This window comes from Amaricoccus sp. W119 (genome assembly GCF_047275745.1).
GTDB lineage: Bacteria > Pseudomonadota > Alphaproteobacteria > Rhodobacterales > Rhodobacteraceae > Amaricoccus.
Genome location: NZ_JBKQWU010000023.1, coordinates 1 through 18,388, shown reverse-complemented (window position 1 = coordinate 18,388; position 18,388 = coordinate 1). Strand labels below are relative to the sequence as shown.

The following is an 18,388-nucleotide window of genomic DNA, read 5'->3' as shown; positions in this document are numbered from 1 at the left end:
AGGTAACCGCGTTGAAATATACTTGCCGGGAACCGAGTCGGACCCTTCGCCAAATTGCCGCGATATTGTCCCGCGGGTCACGGTGTTTTGGCAAGCCTTGATCCGGGGCGGGTCCGGAACGGCCCGGGCGCTCAGCGTCGGCGGTAGGCGAAGGCCGCGTTGGCGAGCCAGCCGCAGACGAGCGCCAGCCCGACGGCGAGCAATCCGTAGAGGAACGGCTTGCGATGCGCGAGATTGTAGAGCCAGCGCTCGATCCCGGCCTTTTCGACGGTGATGATCGTATTCGCCGAGCTGATAACACGCCTGTCGCGGACCAGGAAGAATTCCGCGTCGTAATCGCCTTCGACGAGGTTCGCCGGCAGTACGAACCGTGCCTGGAACAGCGTCTCCTCGGCCAGCGAAACCCCGCCGTCCTGCTGGCTGTAGAGCCCCTGACCGTACCGGATACGGCTCAGCGCACGGGTGAAGTCACCGGTATCGGTGAGGCCCGCCACGCCTTCCACGCGCCGCGCCGCCTGATCCATCCCGATCTGGTGGCGCAGCCGCTCGGTTTCGGTCAGGAGCCCGGCGAGCGGCTGGGTCGCCGCGACCGCGTAGTAGCTCGGGGCGCCGCGCACCCGCACGGCGTCGGTGTTGAGCCAGATGCCGAACATGCGCTCCTTGCGGCGGATGATGACCGATCGCGGCGGCCCCTTCAGCGTGACGATCACATCGGGCGGCGGCGTGCCGGGTGGGTTCGGGGCGTCACGCCGGATCGCGCCGAAGACGAGGATCTCGGACCCCTCGTAGCGGGCGGTCAGCGCGATCCGGTCGGTCGAGAGGCCCGTGACCACGGACTCCTGCGCCACCGCCGGGACGGAGAGGCATGCGAGCCAGAGCCCGAGGAGGATCAGTCCCCGCCGCATCAACTCGCCAGGATGGAATAGACCTCGGAGGGCCGGATCACGAGATCGACGAGCAGCTTCAGGCAGACGAGCAGCACCAGCAGCGCGAGCAGGATGCGGAGTTGCTCGGCGCGGAGCTTCGCCGCGAAACGCACGCCGATCTGCGCGCCGACGACACCGCCGACGAGCAGGATCAGCGCGAGGAACACATCGACCGACCGGTTCTCGATCGACTGCAGGATCGTCGTGAAACCCGTGACGAAAAGGAACTGGAAGACCGACGTGCCGACCACGACCTGCGTCGGCATGCCGATGATGTAGATCATCGCCGGCACCATGACGAAGCCGCCGCCGACGCCCATGACCGCGGCGAGGATGCCCACCACCGCGCCGATCACGAAGGGCGGAATCGCGCTTACATAAAGCTGCGAGGCGCGGAAGCGCATCTTGAGCGGCAGGCCATGCGCCCAGGTATGGCGCCTGCGCCGCACGAGGGCGGCGTTCGGGTCCTTTGCCCTGCGGAGCGCGCGGATGCTCTCGGCCAGCATCAGCCCGCCGATGGTGCCGAGCATGACGACGTAGAGCAGGCTGATCACGAGTTCGAACTGCCCCGCCTTGCGCAGCACCGTGAAGATCTGGACGCCGATCCAGGAGCCGAGCACACCGCCGATCATCAGGATCGTTCCCATCCTGAAATCCACCGTCTTGCGCCTGAGGTGGGCGAGCAGCGCCGAGAAGGAGGACCCGGCGATCTGGTTGGCGGCGGAGGCGACGGCGACGGTCGGGGGGATGCCGATGAAGAAGAGGAGCGGCGTCAGGATGAACCCGCCGCCGACCCCGAACATGCCCGAGAGCACGCCGACCATCGCCCCGATGCCGAGCAGCATCAGGATATTGACGGAAACCTCGGCGACGGGGAGGTAAATCTGCATGGCAACCCTGTTCCGGTGCCATCGGGATAGCCGGTCCCGAGCCGGATTTCACCTCCAAACTCGCGTGAAGGGGCGCGAGGTCAGGGCGGCGGGATCTGGGGGGCGGGGATCAGGGTGGAGGGCAGGCGCGCAGGAAGGCGCGGAGGATGCGTTCGAGCTTCGCGGCGCCAAGCGGGGCCATGGCCTTGGTGTGTTCGTGACTGATCTTCTCGTCGCTCATTCCGGCGGCCATGTTGGTGATGGTCGAGATCGCGGCCGCCTTTATCCCGAGGAATCGCGCGAGGATCACCTCGGGCACCGTCGACATCCCGACCGCGTCGGCGCCGAGGATACGGAGCGCCCGGATCTCCGCCGGGGTTTCGAAGGAGGGGCCCGAGTACCAGGCATAGACGCCATCCTCAAGCGCGATCCCCTCGTCCCCGGCCGCGCGCATGAGCGCGGCTCGAAGCATGGGATCGTAGGCGTCCACCATGTTGACGAAGCGCGCGTCAGTCGGCTCGCCGATGAGCGGGTTGCGCCCGGAGAAGTTGAGGTGATCGCGGATCAGCATCAGATCGCCCGGGGGAATGTCGGGGCGGAACGACCCGGCCGCGTTGGTGAGAAGCAGCGCCTCCGCCCCGAGCGCCTTGAGGGTTTCGAGCGCCGGGCGCATGACCGCCGGATCGCCATGTTCGTAGTAATGCGCCCGCCCGCCCAGCACCGCGACGCGCTGGCCCTCCAGGAGTCCCACGACGAGCTTCGGATTATGGCCGGAGACTCCGGTCTCAGGGAAGCCGGGCAGATCGGCGTAGTCGATCGCGACGCCCTCGACCGCCGCGCTCAGATGGCCGAGGCCCGAGCCGAGGATCAGTCCGAACCGGACCGGCTCCGCGCCCGCGCGCTCCCGGATGATGTCGATCGCCTCCATCAGCGTTCCTTCACATAGGGCCGGCCGCCCGCCCTGGGCGGGATCGCCTTGCCGACGAAACCGGCGAGGATGACGACGGTCAGGATATAGGGCAGCGCCTGCATGAGCTGGACCGGCACCCGCCAGCCGAGCAGGCTGATCGCCTGATAGCGGATGCCGATGGCTTCGAGCAGGCCGAAGAGCAGACAGGCGCCGAGCGCCGGCCAGGGGCGCCATTTCGCGAAGACCAGCGCGGCGAGCGCGATGAACCCCTTGCCGGCCGTCATCTCCCGCGTGAAACCCGCCGACATGGCGGTGGAGAGATAGGCACCGGCGATACCGCAGAGCAGCCCGCAGATCAACGCCGCGCCGTAGCGCAGCCGCGTGACCGAGATGCCCGCGGTATCGACCGCGCCCGGATTCTCACCCACGGCGCGGAGCCGAAGCCCGAAACGCGTCCGGTGCAGCACCCACCAGGTGAGCGGCACGGCGGCGAGCGCCACATAGAGCAGGATGTTCTGCCCGGAGATGAGCCCGCCGTAGACCGGGCCGAGGACTGGTACGTCGCGCAGGGCCTCGGCGAAGGGCAGGCTGATCGGCTGGAACCGCGCCGCGCCGGAAAGTTGCGGCGTGAGCCCGCCCTGCTGGAACCAGTTCTGGCCGATCAGCGCCGTCAGCCCGGAGGCGAGGAAATTGATCGCGACGCTGGAGATGATCTGGTTGCCCTTGAGCGTGATCGAGGCGAATCCATGCAGCAGGCCGAGCAGGACCGAGACGCAGACACCTGCGAGGAGGCCGAGCCAGGCCGAGCCCGTCACCGCTGCGAAGGCCCCGGCGGTGAAGGCCGCCGCGAGCATCTTGCCTTCGAGCCCGATGTCGAAGATCCCCGCCCGCTCCGAATAGAGCCCGGCGAGGCAGGCGAGCAGGAGCGGCGCCGCGAGGCGCAGGCTCGACCCCGCGAGCTGGAGGATGGTGTCGAACTCCATCACGCCGCTCTCCCTCGCCGGCCACGCCGCGCGAAAATCCGTTCGATCGGATCTCGCGCGAGGTTCTCCAGCGCGCCGGCGAAGAGGATGACCAGCGCCTGGATGACGACGATCATGTCGCGGCTGACATTCGGCATCTCGAAGGCGAGTTCGGAGCCGCCCTGATAGAGAATGCCGAAGAGGATCGCCGCGAGCACGATCCCGACCGGATGGTTGCGGCCCATGAGCGCGACCGCGATGCCGACGAAGCCCGCGCCGCCGACCGAATCGAGCACGAAGCGGTGCTGCGAGCCCATGATGACGTTGAGCGCCATGAGTCCGGCCAGTGCGCCGGAGAGCATCATCGCGACGATGATGGTTCGCGCCGGGTCGATGCCGGCGTAGACCGCCGCCGGCTCCGAATGGCCGAGTGCGCGCATCTCGTAGCCGAGCCTTGAGCGCCAGATGAGCGCCCATGTCAGCGCCGCGGCGGCGAGGGCGATCAGCGCGGAGAGGTTGAGCGGCGTCCGCGAGACCCTGACCCCGACCGCCGCCAGCATCTCGTGGAAGAACGGCAGATGCGCGCCCGCCTCGAAGGTCCGCGACTCGGGCGCCATCGAGCCGGGCACCTTCAGCGTATTGACGAGCAGATAGACGATGAGCGCCGAGGCGATGAAGTTGAACATGATCGTCGTGATGACGATATGGCTGCCGCGCTTCGCCTGCAGGTAGCCCGGAATGAAGGCCCAGGCACCGCCGAAGGCGCCGCCGGCGAGGATCGCGACGGGAAGCACGACGATCCAGTGCGTCCAGTCGAGCGCGAGACAGGCAAGCGTGACGCCGAGACAGCCGAGCTGCGCCTGGCCCTCCGAGCCGATGTTGAAGAGCCCGGCGTGATAGGCGACCGCGACCGAGAGCCCGGTAAAGACGAAGGTCGTCGCGTAATAGAGCGTGAAGCCGATCCCGTAGGAGGAGCCGAGCGACCCGGTGACGAGGAGTTGCACCGCGCGCAGCGGGCTCTCGCCGATCAGGAGCACCACCAGCCCGCCGACGAGCAGCGCCAGCGCGAGGTTCACGGCGGGGATGAGGGCGAGATCGGCCCAGCGGGGCAGGGCGGGTTTCACGCGGCGCCTTTCGCGCCCGGATCGACGCCGGCCATCAGCAGGCCAAGCTCGCGCTCGTCGGTCTCCGCCGCGGCGCGCTCGCCGGAGATGGCGCCGTCGAACATCACGATGACCCGGTCCGAGAGCGTCCGGATCTCGTCGAGTTCGACCGAGACGAGAATGATGGCCTTGCCCCGGTCGCGGAGTGCCACGATCTGGCGGTGGATGAACTCGATGGCGCCGATATCGACGCCCCGGGTCGGCTGGCCGACGAGCAGCACGTCCGGGTCACGGCCGATCTCGCGCGCGATCACGATCTTCTGCTGGTTCCCGCCGGAGAAACTCGCCGCCCGCAGGTCGCAGGAGGGCGGGCGGATGTCGAACCGCTCGATATCGGCGCGGGAGGAGTCGCGGATCGCGGCCCGGTCGAGAAGCCCCAGCGCCGCCGAGAAGCGGTCTTCGCCCTGATAGCCGAGGCAGGCGTTCTCCCAGGCCGGGAAGGGCATGACGAGGCCACGGCGGTGCCGGTCCTCGGGCACATGGGCCATGCCGTCCTCCCGGCGCGCGGCGCCGCTCGTGGCGCGCGAGATGTCGAGCGGTTCGCCCCGGAGCAGCACCTCGCCCGAAGTCGCCGGCCGGATTCCGGCGAGGATTTCCAGAAGCTCCGACTGGCCGTTCCCCGCCACGCCCGCGATGCCGAGGATCTCGCCCGCGCGCACACTCAGCGAGACATCCCTGAGGCGGCGCACGCCCCGCGCATCGGTGAGGGACAGGTTCCGCGCTTCCAGGAGCGTTTCGCCGGGCTCGGCGGGGGCCTTCTCGACACTGAGCAGGACCCGGCGGCCCACCATGAGCTCGGCCAGTTCCTCGGGCGTCGTCTCTCCCGTTCGCAGCGTCTTCACGATCTCGCCGCGCCGCATCACGCTCACATCGTCGGTGATCGCCATGATCTCGCGAAGCTTGTGGGTGATCAGGATGATCGTCTTGCCCTCGTCCCTGAGACCGCCGAGGATGCGGAAAAGGTGATCCGCCTCGGCCGGCGTCAGCACGCCGGTCGGCTCGTCGAGGATCAGGATATCCGCCTGGCGATAGAGCGCCTTCAGGATCTCCACGCGCTGCTGCAGCCCGACCGAGAGGTCGCCGACGACGGCGTCGGGATCGACCTCTAGCTCGTAGTCGCGCTCCAGCCGCCCGAGCTCGTCCCGCGCCTTGGCGAGCGACGGCCGGAGCAGGGGCCCGTCCTCGGCGCCGAGCACGATGTTCTCGAGCACGGTGAAGGGTTCGACCAGCATGAAATGCTGATGCACCATGCCGATCCCGGCCGCGATCGCCGCGCGGCTGTCCGGGATCGATCTCGGCCGGCCGTTGACGCGGATCTCGCCCGCGTCGGCCTGATAGAAGCCGTAGAGGATCGACATCAAGGTCGATTTCCCCGCGCCGTTCTCGCCGACGATGCCGTGGATCGTGCCCCGTCTGACCGCGAGGTCGATGTCGCGGTTCGCCTGTACGGGTCCGAAACTCTTCGAGATGCCGATGAGTTCGATCGCAAGCCCGGTATCGCCGGCGGCGCGCATGCGAGCCGCGCTCACCGCGCCGGGCAGGCGCCGTCGGTCGAGTAGTCGTGCACCTCGATCTCGCCGGCGATGATCTTCTCCTTCGCGCCCTCGGCGGCGGCCAGCATCTCCTCGGTCAGGAGCTCGGCGTTGTGCTCGTCGCTGGCATAGCCGACCCCATCCTCTGCGAGCCCGAGCACCTCGACGCCCGGCGTCCAGGCGCCGTTCCGCTCGTCCATGAGCGCGGCATAGGTCGCCACGTCGACCCGCTTCACCATCGAGGTCAGCATGTGGCCCGGATGCAGGTAGTTCTGGTTCGAATCGACGCCGATCCCGAGCGCGCCCGCGTCCACCGCCGCCTGGAGCACGCCGATCCCGGTGCCGCCCGCCGCGTGATAGACCACGTCCGCGCCCTGGTCGATCTGGCTCTTCGCCAACTCACCTCCCCGAACCGGGTCGTTCCAGGCCGCGCCGGTCGTTCCGGTCATCGCCTGGAAGACCGTCGCGTCGGGATTGGTGGCCTTGACGCCCTGAACGTAGCCGCAGGCGAATTTCTGGATGAGCGGGATGTCCATGCCGCCGACGAAACCGACCTTGCCGGTCTCCGAGGCCATCGCGGCGAGCAGGCCGACGAGATAGGAGCCCTCCTGCTCCTTGAAGACCACGGAACGCACATTCGGCAGGTCCACCACGGCGTCGATGATGACGAAATGCGTGTCGGGATAGTCGGGCGCGACCGCCTTCATCGCGGATTCGTTCGAGAAGCCGGCGACGACGATGGGGTTGTATCCCTGTTCGGAGAAGCGGCGCAGCGCCTGCTCGCGCTGGGCGTCGGACTGAAGCTCGAATTCATGGTAGGCGATGCCGGTCTCCGCCTTGAACCGCTCCGCGCCCTCGTAGGAGGCCTGGTTGAAGGATCGGTCGAACTTGCCGCCGAGATCGAAGATCACCGCCGGTTCGCTCTCCTGGGCGATGGCTGGAACGACGCCGAGCAGAAGGGCTGCGAGGGGCGCGAGGGGTCTTGCGTTGATCATCTGGGGCTCCACAGCTGGTGAACGCGTTAACCGCGCCCGGACCGAAACCGTTCCGGTGGGCCGGATCGGGCGGCAAAACCGCCTTGAGCCACGAGTTAAGGCGAAAGCCGCGAAGCCGGTCAATTCATTTCTGCGACGCTGTTCCCCGCGCGTCTCCGGGCTCTCCGAGATCCTTCGCGAGCACCAGCGCGTCGATCGGCGGGGCTTCCCGGCGGCGGTAATAGCGCGGGCGCCGCCCCCGCTCGGTGAAGCCGAGCGCGGCGTAGAGCGCGCGGGCGGGCAGGTTCGTCTCGGCGACTTCCAGGAAGATCTCCCGCGCGCCCTCGGTCTCCAGCGATGTCATGAGGCTCACGAGCAGGTCCCGCCCATGACCGCGCCGGCGTTCGCCGGGCTCGACCGCGATGGTCAGAAGCTCCGACTCGGGTCCCGCGATCTGGGCGATGGCGAATCCGCCCGGCCGGGTGACGAGCCGCGCGCCGGGAAGCGCCAGCAGGAGCGAGAAGGCCCGCGCCGACCAGGGCGCGGGCGTGTCGTCGAAACAGCGCGCATGCAGCGCCGCGAGCGCCTCAGGCGTCATCGAGGATCACGGCTGGCGCCTCGGAAGGCGGCGCGGCGTCGGCGCGGCGGAGATAGAGCGGCGCGGGGCGGGCCGTCACCCCGTCCGCGTGGAGCCGTGAAGCGGCGCGGGCGAGCGCGACCGGATCGGCCATGACCGCCTCCGCGCCCGCCCGCGCGCCAAGCTCGGCCGCGACTTCCGCCGCGCGATGCCCGAGGCAGACCGTGCCGGGGCGCATGGCGCCTAGATCGGCGGCGAGCCGGCCCGGCCACGTCTCGACGGCCGGCCCGGCGGGCCGTCCGTCGCGGAGCGATTGCGCGAAAAGCCCGCCGCGGCGGTCGTCCAGCGTGACCAGCGCAGGCCCGGCATGGCCGTGCGCGAGCGTCTCGAAGAGGCTGACGCCGATCGCCGGGATGCCCCGGCCGAGTGCCAGCCCGCGCGCCGCGGCGACTCCGATGCGGAGGCCGGTGAAGTTGCCCGGCCCGGTGCCGACCGCGATCAGGCCGAGATCGCCCCAGTCCGCGCCGGCCTCCGCGAGCAGTTCGGCCAGGAGCGGCACCAGCCGCTCGGCCTGCCCGCGCGCCATCGGCTCGACACGGCTCCCGCGCAGGGCGGCGCCCTGAACCAAAGCGGCCGCGCAATGCGCGGCCGCCGTGTCGAATGCCAGGACGAGCGGATCAGCCGGCAACCGGCCGCACCTCCGTCACCTCCGGGATATAGTGGCGGAGCAGATTCTCGATCCCCATCTTCAGCGTCATCGTCGAGGACGGGCAGCCGGCGCAGGCGCCCTGCATGTGCAGATAGACGACACCGCGCTCGAAGCCATGGAAGGTGATGTCGCCGCCATCCTGCGCCACGGCGGGGCGGACGCGGGTATCGAGCAGTTCCTTGATCTGGCTCACGATCGCCTCGTCGGGCCCGTCATGCTCGGCATGGCCCACGGCGCCCGCCTCGCCATTCATCACCGGCTCGCCGGACTGGTAATGTTCCATGATCGCGCCGAGGATGCCGGGCTTGATATGGGCCCAGTCGGCGTCTTCGGCCTTGGTCACGGTGACGAAATCCGGCCCGAAGAACACGCCCGCGACGCCGCCCGCGCCGAAGACACGGCGCGCGAGGGGCGAGGCGGCGGCGGCTTCCTCGGTCGGAAAATCGGCGGTTCCGGCGCCGAGCACGGGCCGTCCGGGCAGGAACTTCAGCGTCGCCGGGTTCGGAGTGGATTCAGTCTGGATGAACATCGTCGGAGCACCTCCGGTCTCTTGGCCGGTTAGGTGGACCTCCCGAGTGATCAAGTCAAGAATATTCTGGAATCTTTCTAAGTCGGGAAGGCTCGCCTCGGGGCTTGCGTGGAAACCTGCGCTTGCGTGGGGACCGGGCCGCAGGGTCAACTGACGGCGGTGATCTCCTCCTTGGTCATCCCGCCCGGAACGATGGTGATCGGTACGTGCAGTTCGTTCATCCGCCGCCCCGTCAGCGCCGCCACGAGCGGCCCCGGTCCCTTCTCGGTTCCCGCGCCGAGCACCAGAACCCCGATCTCGGGGTCCGACCTGATGTGCTCGATGATCGCGTCGATCCTTTCGCCCTCGCGAATCACCAGCGTCGGCGTCAGGCCCTCGCGCTTCTCGAGCCGGCTCTTGAAGATCTGGAAATGCGCCTCGAGCTTCTCGCGCGCCTCCGCGCGCATGACATCGGCGACACCCATGAAGGGCTGGAAGTCCTCGGCCGAGATGACGCCCAGCATCTCGATCGCCCCGCCCGTCTTCGAGGCGCGGATCGCCGCGTAACGGATCGCGTTCAGCATCTCGGGCGTGTCGTCGAGAATGATCAGGAACTTGCGCATCGCGGCTCCGGGCGGAAAGGGCGGGCGGATGATCGGCGAAGGAATGGCAGGGCGCAATGCAGATTCGCTGGCGCTTCGGGCTCCCCGCCCGAGCCGCGCGGCTCAGTCATGGGCGAAAACGGAGGCTGCACTCGTGGGCCGCGCCACCGCCGGGCCCGAGGAGCCCCGATCCCCTCAGACATCGGCCGCGTCAATCAGTCGCCCGAGGACGAACGGCATCGTGGAGCGGATCGCGGACCGGAGCCGGGCCGAGTGGGCGCGGGAACGCCCGATGCCCGGCGGCGCCGCGGCGCCGGGCGCGAAACTCCGCTTGAAAGGCACCTCCCACGACATATCTTGATGTCATCCCCGCCGTCGCTTCGGGCGTTGGAGAGCAGGGTGGCAGCGATGCTATCGAAATCTTTCGCGGCGGGGTGCTTTCTCATCGACATCTCTGCGACATCGGGCCCCGTCCCGTAGCCTGGCCTTGATATGGCCGGTCTCATCCTGTCCTCGTGGAGACGTGGCCCGCATGAGGATTGCATCCGGATTTGCGATGGGCTCCGGCGTCATGTCGAAATCACCCGTTAGCGACGGCGATCCGGCTGCGCGCTGCGCGCAGCCTCTACCTTCTGGTTTTCATGCTGTCGGGGAGAACGGCGCACGGTTGATCCGTCGAGTGCGTGCGGGAAGCCAGCAACGCCCGAACGGCTCGCCCATCTGGCCTCCCCGCATCCGCGTCAGCGGCTCTGCACGAACCCGACGATCTCCTTGGCCCGCGCGAGAATCGGGTCCGCGATCTCCGCCGCCCGTTCGGCGCCCCGGCCGAGGATGCGGTCGATCTCCGCCGGATCGGCGAGCAGGTCGCGCATCCGCCCGCTGATCGGCGCGAGCCGGGCGACCACGACCTCGGCGAGCGCGGGTTTGAAGACCGAGAAGGCCTTGCCCGCGAATTGCGCCATCACCGCCTCTCGCGTCTCGCCCGAGAGCGCGGCGTAGATATTGACGAGGTTGCGCGCCTCCGGCCGCTCGGCGAGACCCTCCCAGGTCTCGGGCAGCGGCTCGGGATCGGTGCGGGCCTTGCGGATCTTCGCGGCGATCGTGTCGGCGTCGTCGGTCATGTTGATCCGGCTCTGGTCCGAGGGATCGGATTTCGACATCTTCTTCGTGCCGTCGCGCAGGCTCATCACCCGCGTGGCCGTGCCCTCGATCACCGGCTCCGGCATGGGGAAGAAATCGACGCCGTAGTCATGGTTGAACTTCGCCGCGATGTCGCGGGTGAGCTCGATATGCTGCTTCTGGTCCTCGCCGACCGGCACATGCGTCGCGTGATAGAGCAGGATGTCGGCGGCCATCAGCGAGGGATAGGCGAGCAGGCCGAGCGAGGAATTCTCGGTGTTCTTGCCCGCCTTGTCCTTGAACTGGGTCATCCGGTACATCCAGCCGATCCGGGCGACGCAGTTGAAGATCCAGGCAAGCTCCGCGTGCCCGGAGACCTGGCTCTGGTTGAAGAGGATCGAGCGTTCCGGGTCGATGCCGCTCGCTATGAAGGCCGCGGCGAGCTCGCGGATCGTCCCGCGCAGCTTCTCCGGCTCCTGCCAGACCGTGATCGCGTGCATGTCCACGACGCAATAGACCGAGTCGACACCGCGCTCCTGGCTCTCGACGAAGCGGCGGAGCGCCCCGAGGTAGTTGCCGAGCGTCAGGTTGCCCGAGGGCTGGATGCCGGAAAAGACGCGCGGAGTGCGAGGGGCCGCGTCGGACATGGGGGGAACTCCGGGAGCTTCGTTGAACGCGCGGGGTTATCGCCCCGCGTCCCGCCCGCGTCAACCGGCGCCACCGTCGGGTCCAGCCGGAGGCTCGGGGGAGCCGGACGCGGGCGTGGCCGGTTTCGCGCCCCCGCGCCGCATTGCGCCGCGCAGGTCCGAGAGCGACATCGCCCCGGTCGCGAGGATGCCCAGCGCGTAGGTCACCATGCCGACCGCGACCAGCAGCGCGAGCGCCGGGTAGCGGACGAGATCGGTCGCGAGCCAGTCGCGCGTGAGATGCGCCACCACGACGAGCACCGCGCCCATGACGAGCGAGGCGACGATGATCCGGGGCGCGGATCGGCGCAGCCGGGCGTCCGCGCGGGCCGATCCGTCCATCTTCCGGGTGCCGCGCCAGAGCTGCCAGAACATCGTCCAGCCGGCGACCGTGGTGCCGAGCGCCGCCGCCTCGAAGCCGAGAACCGGCGCGAGCCCGAGGGCGACGACGACGTTCACGATCATCGCATGGACGGCGAAGCGGAAGGGCGAGCGCGTGTCCTCGCGCGCGTAGTAGAGCGGCGACAGCACCTTCTGCATCACGAAGGCCGGCAGTCCCGCGCCGTAGATCGCGACCGCGACGGCGGTGGCGGCGGTGTCTGCCGGGCCGAAGGCGCCGCGCTCGAAGAGAACCGAGACGAGCGGTCCGGGGATCGTCACGAGTGCGACGGCGGCGGGCAGGGTCAGCGCGAGCGTGAATTCCGCGCCGCGGTTCAGCGCGTCCTGCCCGCCCTGCGTGTCGCCCGCGTGCAGCCGGCGTGAAAGATCGGGCAGCAGCACGACGCTGATCGCGGCGCCGACCACGCCGAGCGGCAGCTGATAGAGCCTGTCGGCGTAGGAGAGCCAGGCGACCGCGCCATCGAAGAAGGAGCCGACCTGCCGGCCCACGAGCAGGTTGATCTGCACCACGCCCCCCGCGAGAACCGCCGGGGTCGCGACGACGGCGAGCCGGCGCAACTCGGGCGTGAGACGCGGCAAGCGCGGCCTGATCCGCATTCCCGCCCGGTCGCAGGCCCACCAGCAGAGCCAGAGCTGCGCGATGCCCGCGATGGGAACCGACCAGCTCTGCCAGAGCCCGACATCGAGGTTGCCCCGCGCACCGATGATCAGGAAGGCGATCATGATCAGGTTCATCAGGACCGGGGCCGCGGCGGCGACGGCGAACCGGCCGAGCGAGTTCAGCACGCCCGAGAGCAACGCGGTCAGCGAGATGAAGAGGATATAGGGGAAGGCGATGCGTCCGTAGATCACCGCGAGATCGAACCGCTCGTCGCCCGCGAAGCCCGAGGCCATCGCATAGACGAGCCAGGGCATGACGAGATGGCCGAGGATCGAGAAGGCGATCAGGACCGAGCCGAGGCCCGAGAAGGCGTCCTCCGCGAAGCCGCGCGGGTCCTCCCCGGTCTGCACGCGCTTGGCGAACATCGGCACGAAGGCGAGGTTGAAGGCGCCTTCGCCGAAGAAGCGGCGGCACATGTTCGGCAGCGTGAAGGCGATCAGGAAGGCCTGGGCGACGGGGCCGGTGCCGAGGATGGCGGCCATCAGCACGTCGCGGACGAGGCCGAGCACGCGGCTCAGCATCGTCCAGGAACCGACCGAGAGAAAGGCGGGCAGCAGGCGGATTGGGTTCAACGTTCGGGTCCGGAATGCGGCGCGATCGCGGCGCGCAGCCGGTTCTCGAGCGCCCGCCGCCGGCTCTCGGCGTGCAGTTTCAGCCCGAAGAGATCCTTGACGTAGAACACGTCCACCGCCTGCTCGCCGTAGGTCGCGATGATCGCCGAGGCGATCGAGATGTTGTTGGCCGTCAGCGTGCGCGCGAGGTCATGCAGGAGCCCCGGACGGTCGCGCGTCTCGACTTCGATGATCGTATAGAGGTCGGAGCCGATGTTGTCGAACCGGATGCGGGTCGGAACGATGAAGTCGCGCTGGCGCTTCTTCACCTGGTCGCGGTCCTTGAGCGCGCTGCCCGCGCTGACCTTGCCGGCGAGAATTCGCGAGACGCTGTCGCGCAGCCGGTTGAGGCGGGCCCGCTCATAGGGGCGCCCGTCGTTGTCCTGTATCCAGAAGGCGGCCGTCGCGATCCCGTCCTTGGAGGTATAGGTCCGCGCATCGACGAGATTGGCGCCGGCGAGCGCCAGCGCGCCTGCGAGGCGGGCGAAGATGCCCGGATGGTCCGGCATCGCGAAACAGGCCTCGGTCGCGTCGCGCGAGGCATCGAGCTCGATCCGCATCGCGGGCGCGCCCTCGGGCATGGAGCGGACGAGCTCGGCGAAGATCGCATGTGTTCCGGTGTCGAGCCCGATCCAGTAGGGCGGATAGTGCCGCGCCATCTCGGCCTCGACCTCCGCCTCCGGCCAGTCGGAGAGGGCGGCCGCCAGCGCCTCCTTGGCGGCGATCTCCCGGTCGCCGCGCCCGGCCGCCTGTCCACCGCCGGTCAGATATTCCATCGTGTTCTGATAGAGCGCGCGCAACAGCACGGCCTTCCAGTTGTTCCAGACCCCGGGACCGACGCCGATGATGTCGCAGACCGTCAGGACCGTGAGCAGCCTCAGCCGCGTCGGGGTCTTCACGATCTTGGCGAAGTCGCGCACCGTTCGGGGTTCGGCCAGATCGCGCTTCTGCGCCACGTCGGACATGACGAGGTGGTTGGCGACCAGCCAGGAGACGAGCTCGGTGTCGGATTCGTCGAAGCCGAGGCGCGGGCAGACTTCGAGCGCGATCTCGGCGCCGTAGTCGGAATGGTCCCGGCCCGAGCCCTTGCCGATATCGTGCAGCAGGAGCGCGACATAGAGCACCCGGCGGTTTACGCTGGCGCTCATGATCTGGCTCGACGTCGGCAGGGCCTCGGCGTATTCGCCGGCCTCGATCTTGCTCAGCGTGGCGATCGTCTGGATCGTATGCTCGTCCACCGTGTAGTGGTGGTACATGTTGAACTGCATCATCGAGACGACGCGGCCGAATTCCGGCATGAAGGCCCCGAGCACGCCGCATTCGTTCATGAGCCGCAGCGTCCGCTCCGGATCGCGGCCGAGAAGCAGCGAGAGGAAGATCCGGTTCGCCTCCGGGTCCTTGCGCGCCTGGTCGTCGATCAGCCGGATGTTCGCGGAAACGAGGCGCAGCGCGTCGGGATGGATCGGTATCCCGGTCGTCATCTCCTCGTGGAACAGCCGGAAGATGTTGACCGGTTTCTCGAGGAAGGCGTCGTAGTCGATGAGGTCGAGCCTGCCGTTGCGAAGGCGATAGCCCTGCCGGGCAGCCTCGCGACCGAAGGTGAAGACGCGGCTCATCGACCGGATGCTCGGGCGCGGCTTCACATGGCGCGCTTCCAGAACCGCGAGGAAGATGCGGGTGAGGTCGCCCACCGATTTCGCATGGCGGAAGTAGTCGTGCATGAACCGCTCGACCGCGCGCTGGCCGTCGGTCGCGTGATAGCCGAGGAGCGAGGCGATCTCGACCTGGGCGTCGAAGGTGAGCTGCTCGACAGCCCGGTTGGCGAGCAGATGCATGTGGACCCGCGTCATCCACAGGAAATCCGCGGCGTCGGCGAAGACGCGGTATTCGGCGGGTGTGAAGGCGCCGACCTTGACGAGTTCGCCCGGCGTCTGGGCGCGGTTCAGGTATTTGGCGATCCAGAACAGCGTCTGCAGGTCGCGCAGGCCGCCCTTGCCCTCCTTCACGTTCGGTTCCAGCAGGTAGCGCGACCCGCCCTGGCGCTTGTGCCGGTCGGCCCGTTCGGTGAGCTTGAGCTGGACGAACTCGGGACCCGTCCGCTGGAACAGCTCGGACCAGAGTCGGTCCGAAAGCTCGGTCGCGAGCTGCTGCTCCCCGACGAGAAAGCGCTGCTCCAGCAGGCTGGTGCGGATCGTGACATCGCTCTTCGCGAGCCGGAGGCAATCCTCGATCGTTCGCGCCGAATGCCCGACCTTCAGCCGCAGATCCCAGAGGCAGTAGAGCATGCTCTCGATCATGCTCTCACCCCAGGCGGTCTGCTTGTAGGGCGTGACGAAGAGGAGATCGACATCCGAGAAGGGTGCGAGTTCGGCCCGGCCGTAGCCGCCGACCGCGAGAAGCGCGACACGCTCGGCCGAGGTCGGGTTGGGGTTGGGGTGGAGCCAGGTGGTCGCGAGTTCGAAGGTCAGGAGGACGATCTGATCCATGAGCCAGGCATAGTCGCGCGTCGCGCGATGCGCCTCGCGCGGCCGCGCCGCGACCTCGGCCGCGATCGTCGCGCGGCCGGCCTGGTAGGCCGCGCGCAGGATCGGCATCGCGGCGCCCCGGATCGCTCCCCGGTCGCCGGCGCCGAGCGCCGCCTGGCTGATCGCGGCGTGCACGGCCTCGGTATCGATGATCGCGCCCGGCGTGCCGATCAGCCCGGCCCAGTCAGGGGGCGGCGGCGGGGCGACCCGCCGGTCAGTAACCGACAGTGTCAAAGGACCTCGCCGCGCCCTGAGCCACGCTGGCGACCCCGTTCTGCACCGTCATGATCGCCAGATTGCGCTGGATCGTGCCGTCCGGCAGCAGGCGGAAGGGCCCGGAGGCGCCGGCGAAGCCCGACATCTGCGTCACCCTGGCAGGATCGAACGGCTCGCCGCCCTGGTTCCGGGCCTCGGAGATCAGCGCGCCGATCGCCGCCACGCCATCGAAGGCGAGGCTCGCGAGCTCATGCGGGACCTCGCCATAGGCGGACTGGTAGCGGCCGACGAAGGCGCCGGCATAGCTCGGATCGGGCGCCACGAAGGCGCCGCCCTGCAGCGCCGGATCGCTGACCGCCTCGGCCGAGACGTCCCAGCGCTGCATCCCGAGGAACTGCGCCGCGTCCTGCGGCAGCCCGCCGTCGCGGAGCCCCTTCGCCATCAGCCCGAGGCCGCCGGTCGGACCGTCGGTCAGGATGACGGCGTTCGCGCCCGCGCGCCGCAGCTGCTCGGCGGCCGCCGGCGCCGCCGAGTTGATGCTCTCCACCGAGAGATTGTAGGGCTGAGAGGCGACGAGAACCCCGCCCCGGCGCTGGATCGCCACCTCGGCCGCGGCCCGCGCGGCATCGCCCTCGATCCCGCTCGGGTAGACCACGCCGAAGCTGTTCAGCCCGCGCGACTGCGCGAAGGCGACGATCTGGTCGGCGGAATTGGCGAAGGTATTGCCGAGGATATAGACGTTGCCGCCCGCCACGTCGGGATTGTTCGAGAGGCTGAGCACCGTCAGCCCGGCGGCGCGCGCGACCGGCTCGGCGCCGGCCGTGGCCGTCGAGAACAGCGGGCCGAGGATGATCTGCGCGCCCTCGTCGATCGCCTGCTGGGCCGCGCTGGCCCCGCCGGAGGAGGTGCCGGCGTCCGGGTAGACGACGAGGTCGATATCGGCGTTTGTGAGGTCGGCCTGGGCGAGTTGCGCCGCGTTGACGAGATTCGTGCCGATCCGTTCCCTGCCCGGATCGCCGGAGCCGAGCGGCGCCAGCAGGGCGACCTTGACGATCTGGTTCGGGTCCACGCTGATCCCGGGCTCTCCGGTCGCGATCGGCTGCCTTGGAGCGCAGGCGGCGACGAGGGCCAGCGCCGCCGCGCCCGCGAGGTTTCGGAGGCTGAACCCGCCCCGTGAAATACGTGTTGACAGCATGGTTCCCCGTCGTGACCTATTCGTGCGAACTCTACCGGTGGCCGGCTCCCCAAGCTAGGGTCAAGGCCCCTTGAAGTAAACCGGATTGGCCGATCGGATCATGGAAACGGGGGAGGCGAAACCGCGCGTGGACCCGGACGCCGCGGCGCCGGGCGGCCTCGCGCCCGGCCTCTACCTCGTCGCGACGCCGATCGGCACCGCGCGGGACATCACGTTGCGCGCGCTCGATATTCTCGGTTCCGCCGATCTGCTCGCGGCGGAGGACACGCGCCGGACCCGGCACCTGCTCGACATCCACGGCCTGCGCCGCGATCCGCGAAGCCTCGTTCCCTATCACGATCACAACGGCGCGGCGCAGAGGCCCCGCCTGCTCGCGGCGCTCGCCGAGGGCCGCTCGGTCGCGCTGGTCTCGGACGCGGGCACGCCGCTCGTCGCCGATCCGGGTTATCGTCTCGCGGTGGAGGCGATCGCGGCGGGGTATCCGGTCCATGCCGCGCCCGGGGCCTCGGCGGTCCTGGCGGCGCTGAGCGTCGCCGGGCTGCCGACCGACCGGTTCCTCTTCGCGGGGTTCCCGCCGCCGAAACACGCCGCGCGGGTCCGTTTCCTCGGCGAGGTGGCGGCGGTGCCGGCGACGCTGGTCTTCTATGAATCGCCCCGCAGGCTCGCCGGGTCGCTGGCGGATATGGCCGAGGCGCTGGGCGGCGCGCGTCCGGCAGCGATCTGCCGCGAACTGACCAAGCGGTTCGAGGAAACCCGGCGCGGAAGCCTGTCCGATCTCGCCGGCGCCTACGCGGCCGAGCCGGAGCCGAAGGGCGAGATCGTCGTCGTGGTCGGCCCCCCGGTCGCCGAGGAGATCGGCGAGGCCGCGCTCGACGCCGCGCTCGACGCCGCGCTCGAACGGCTCTCGGTCCGGGACGCGGCGGCGGAGGTTGCCCGCGCCCTCGGCCTGCCCAGGCGGGTGGTCTATGCCCGCGCGCTGGAGCGGGCGGAGTGAGCCGCCCGGCCCGGGCGACAGGTGCAGCGGGAGGCATGGCCGCCAGACGCTCCGCCGAAGGCCGCGCCGCGGGCCTCGCTGGACGCGCGGCGGAGGAAATCGCGGAGCGGCTCTATCTCGACCTCGGCGGGCGGATCGCTGCCCGCCGCTGGCGCTGCCCGGGCGGCGAGATCGATCTCGTGGTGGAACTGGGCGGCGAGACCGTCTTCGTGGAAGTGAAAGCCCGGCGGCGGCGCGCCGCCGCGGCCCT

Annotated in this window: 17 protein-coding genes; 2 read left to right on the top strand and 15 right to left on the bottom strand. The window is 69.4% G+C overall.

What is annotated here, in order from left to right:
- Positions 1-131 precede the first annotated feature (131 nt).
- The 15 genes from ACLJK8_RS12970 to ACLJK8_RS12900 all read right to left on the bottom strand — a co-directional run bounded on the left by ACLJK8_RS12970 (position 132) and on the right by ACLJK8_RS12900 (position 17,144).
- Entirely contained in the window at positions 132-905 is a 774-nt protein-coding gene (locus tag ACLJK8_RS12970; RefSeq protein ID WP_413150700.1) for a TIGR02186 family protein, read from the bottom strand.
- Positions 905-1,816 (bottom strand): sulfite exporter TauE/SafE family protein, encoded by a 912-nt coding sequence (locus ACLJK8_RS12965; RefSeq protein ID WP_413150699.1) that lies wholly within the window; start codon positions 1,814-1,816, stop codon positions 905-907. The genes ACLJK8_RS12970 and ACLJK8_RS12965 overlap by 1 nt, the downstream gene beginning before the upstream one ends.
- Positions 1,817-1,925: 109 nt before the next feature.
- A complete protein-coding gene (locus ACLJK8_RS12960) occupies positions 1,926-2,723 on the bottom strand; it encodes a purine-nucleoside phosphorylase (protein ID WP_413150698.1) in 798 nt (265 codons plus the stop codon).
- Positions 2,723-3,688, bottom strand: coding sequence for an ABC transporter permease (locus ACLJK8_RS12955; protein WP_413150697.1), 966 nt, complete (start codon positions 3,686-3,688; stop codon positions 2,723-2,725). Before ACLJK8_RS12955 ends, ACLJK8_RS12960 begins: the two co-directional genes overlap by 1 nt.
- Positions 3,688-4,791, bottom strand: coding sequence for an ABC transporter permease (locus tag ACLJK8_RS12950; RefSeq protein ID WP_413150696.1), 1,104 nt, complete (start codon positions 4,789-4,791; stop codon positions 3,688-3,690). Before ACLJK8_RS12950 ends, ACLJK8_RS12955 begins: the two co-directional genes overlap by 1 nt.
- A complete protein-coding gene (locus tag ACLJK8_RS12945) occupies positions 4,788-6,344 on the bottom strand; it encodes an ABC transporter ATP-binding protein (RefSeq protein WP_413150695.1) in 1,557 nt (518 codons plus the stop codon). Before ACLJK8_RS12945 ends, ACLJK8_RS12950 begins: the two co-directional genes overlap by 4 nt.
- Before the next feature lie 11 nt (positions 6,345-6,355).
- Complete coding sequence (locus ACLJK8_RS12940) at positions 6,356-7,357, bottom strand: BMP family lipoprotein (RefSeq protein WP_413150694.1); 1,002 nt, start codon at positions 7,355-7,357, stop codon at positions 6,356-6,358.
- Between the two features lie 124 nt (positions 7,358-7,481).
- Positions 7,482-7,934 carry a GNAT family N-acetyltransferase gene (locus ACLJK8_RS12935; protein ID WP_413150693.1) on the bottom strand — a complete coding sequence of 151 codons (453 nt, stop codon included), beginning with the start codon at positions 7,932-7,934 and terminating at the stop codon, positions 7,482-7,484.
- Positions 7,924-8,601: a tRNA (adenosine(37)-N6)-threonylcarbamoyltransferase complex dimerization subunit type 1 TsaB gene (gene tsaB / locus ACLJK8_RS12930; protein WP_413150692.1), complete on the bottom strand. Its 678-nt coding sequence runs from the start codon at positions 8,599-8,601 to the stop codon at positions 7,924-7,926. Before tsaB ends, ACLJK8_RS12935 begins: the two co-directional genes overlap by 11 nt.
- Positions 8,591-9,151, bottom strand: a complete 561-nt coding sequence (locus tag ACLJK8_RS12925; protein ID WP_413150691.1) for a NifU family protein — start codon at positions 9,149-9,151, stop codon at positions 8,591-8,593. Before ACLJK8_RS12925 ends, tsaB begins: the two co-directional genes overlap by 11 nt.
- Positions 9,152-9,297: 146 nt before the next feature.
- Entirely contained in the window at positions 9,298-9,753 is a 456-nt protein-coding gene (locus tag ACLJK8_RS12920) for a universal stress protein (protein ID WP_413150690.1), read from the bottom strand.
- Between the two features lie 719 nt (positions 9,754-10,472).
- Positions 10,473-11,498, bottom strand: coding sequence for a tryptophan--tRNA ligase (gene trpS, locus ACLJK8_RS12915; RefSeq protein WP_413150689.1), 1,026 nt, complete (start codon positions 11,496-11,498; stop codon positions 10,473-10,475).
- A gap of 60 nt (positions 11,499-11,558) precedes the next feature.
- Complete coding sequence (gene murJ / locus ACLJK8_RS12910) at positions 11,559-13,169, bottom strand: murein biosynthesis integral membrane protein MurJ (protein ID WP_413150688.1); 1,611 nt, start codon at positions 13,167-13,169, stop codon at positions 11,559-11,561.
- Positions 13,166-15,967 carry a [protein-PII] uridylyltransferase gene (locus ACLJK8_RS12905; RefSeq protein WP_413150687.1) on the bottom strand — a complete coding sequence of 934 codons (2,802 nt, stop codon included), beginning with the start codon at positions 15,965-15,967 and terminating at the stop codon, positions 13,166-13,168. The genes murJ and ACLJK8_RS12905 overlap by 4 nt, the downstream gene beginning before the upstream one ends.
- Positions 15,948-17,144: a penicillin-binding protein activator gene (locus ACLJK8_RS12900; protein WP_413150686.1), complete on the bottom strand. Its 1,197-nt coding sequence runs from the start codon at positions 17,142-17,144 to the stop codon at positions 15,948-15,950. Before ACLJK8_RS12900 ends, ACLJK8_RS12905 begins: the two co-directional genes overlap by 20 nt.
- Positions 17,145-17,244: 100 nt before the next feature.
- Between ACLJK8_RS12900 and rsmI the strand changes: the two genes are divergently transcribed.
- Entirely contained in the window at positions 17,245-18,138 is an 894-nt protein-coding gene (gene rsmI / locus ACLJK8_RS12895; RefSeq protein WP_413150729.1) for a 16S rRNA (cytidine(1402)-2'-O)-methyltransferase, read from the top strand.
- Positions 18,139-18,173: 35 nt separating this feature from the next.
- On the top strand, positions 18,174-18,388 hold a 215-nt coding region (locus ACLJK8_RS12890; RefSeq protein ID WP_413150685.1), incomplete at its 3' end, for a YraN family protein.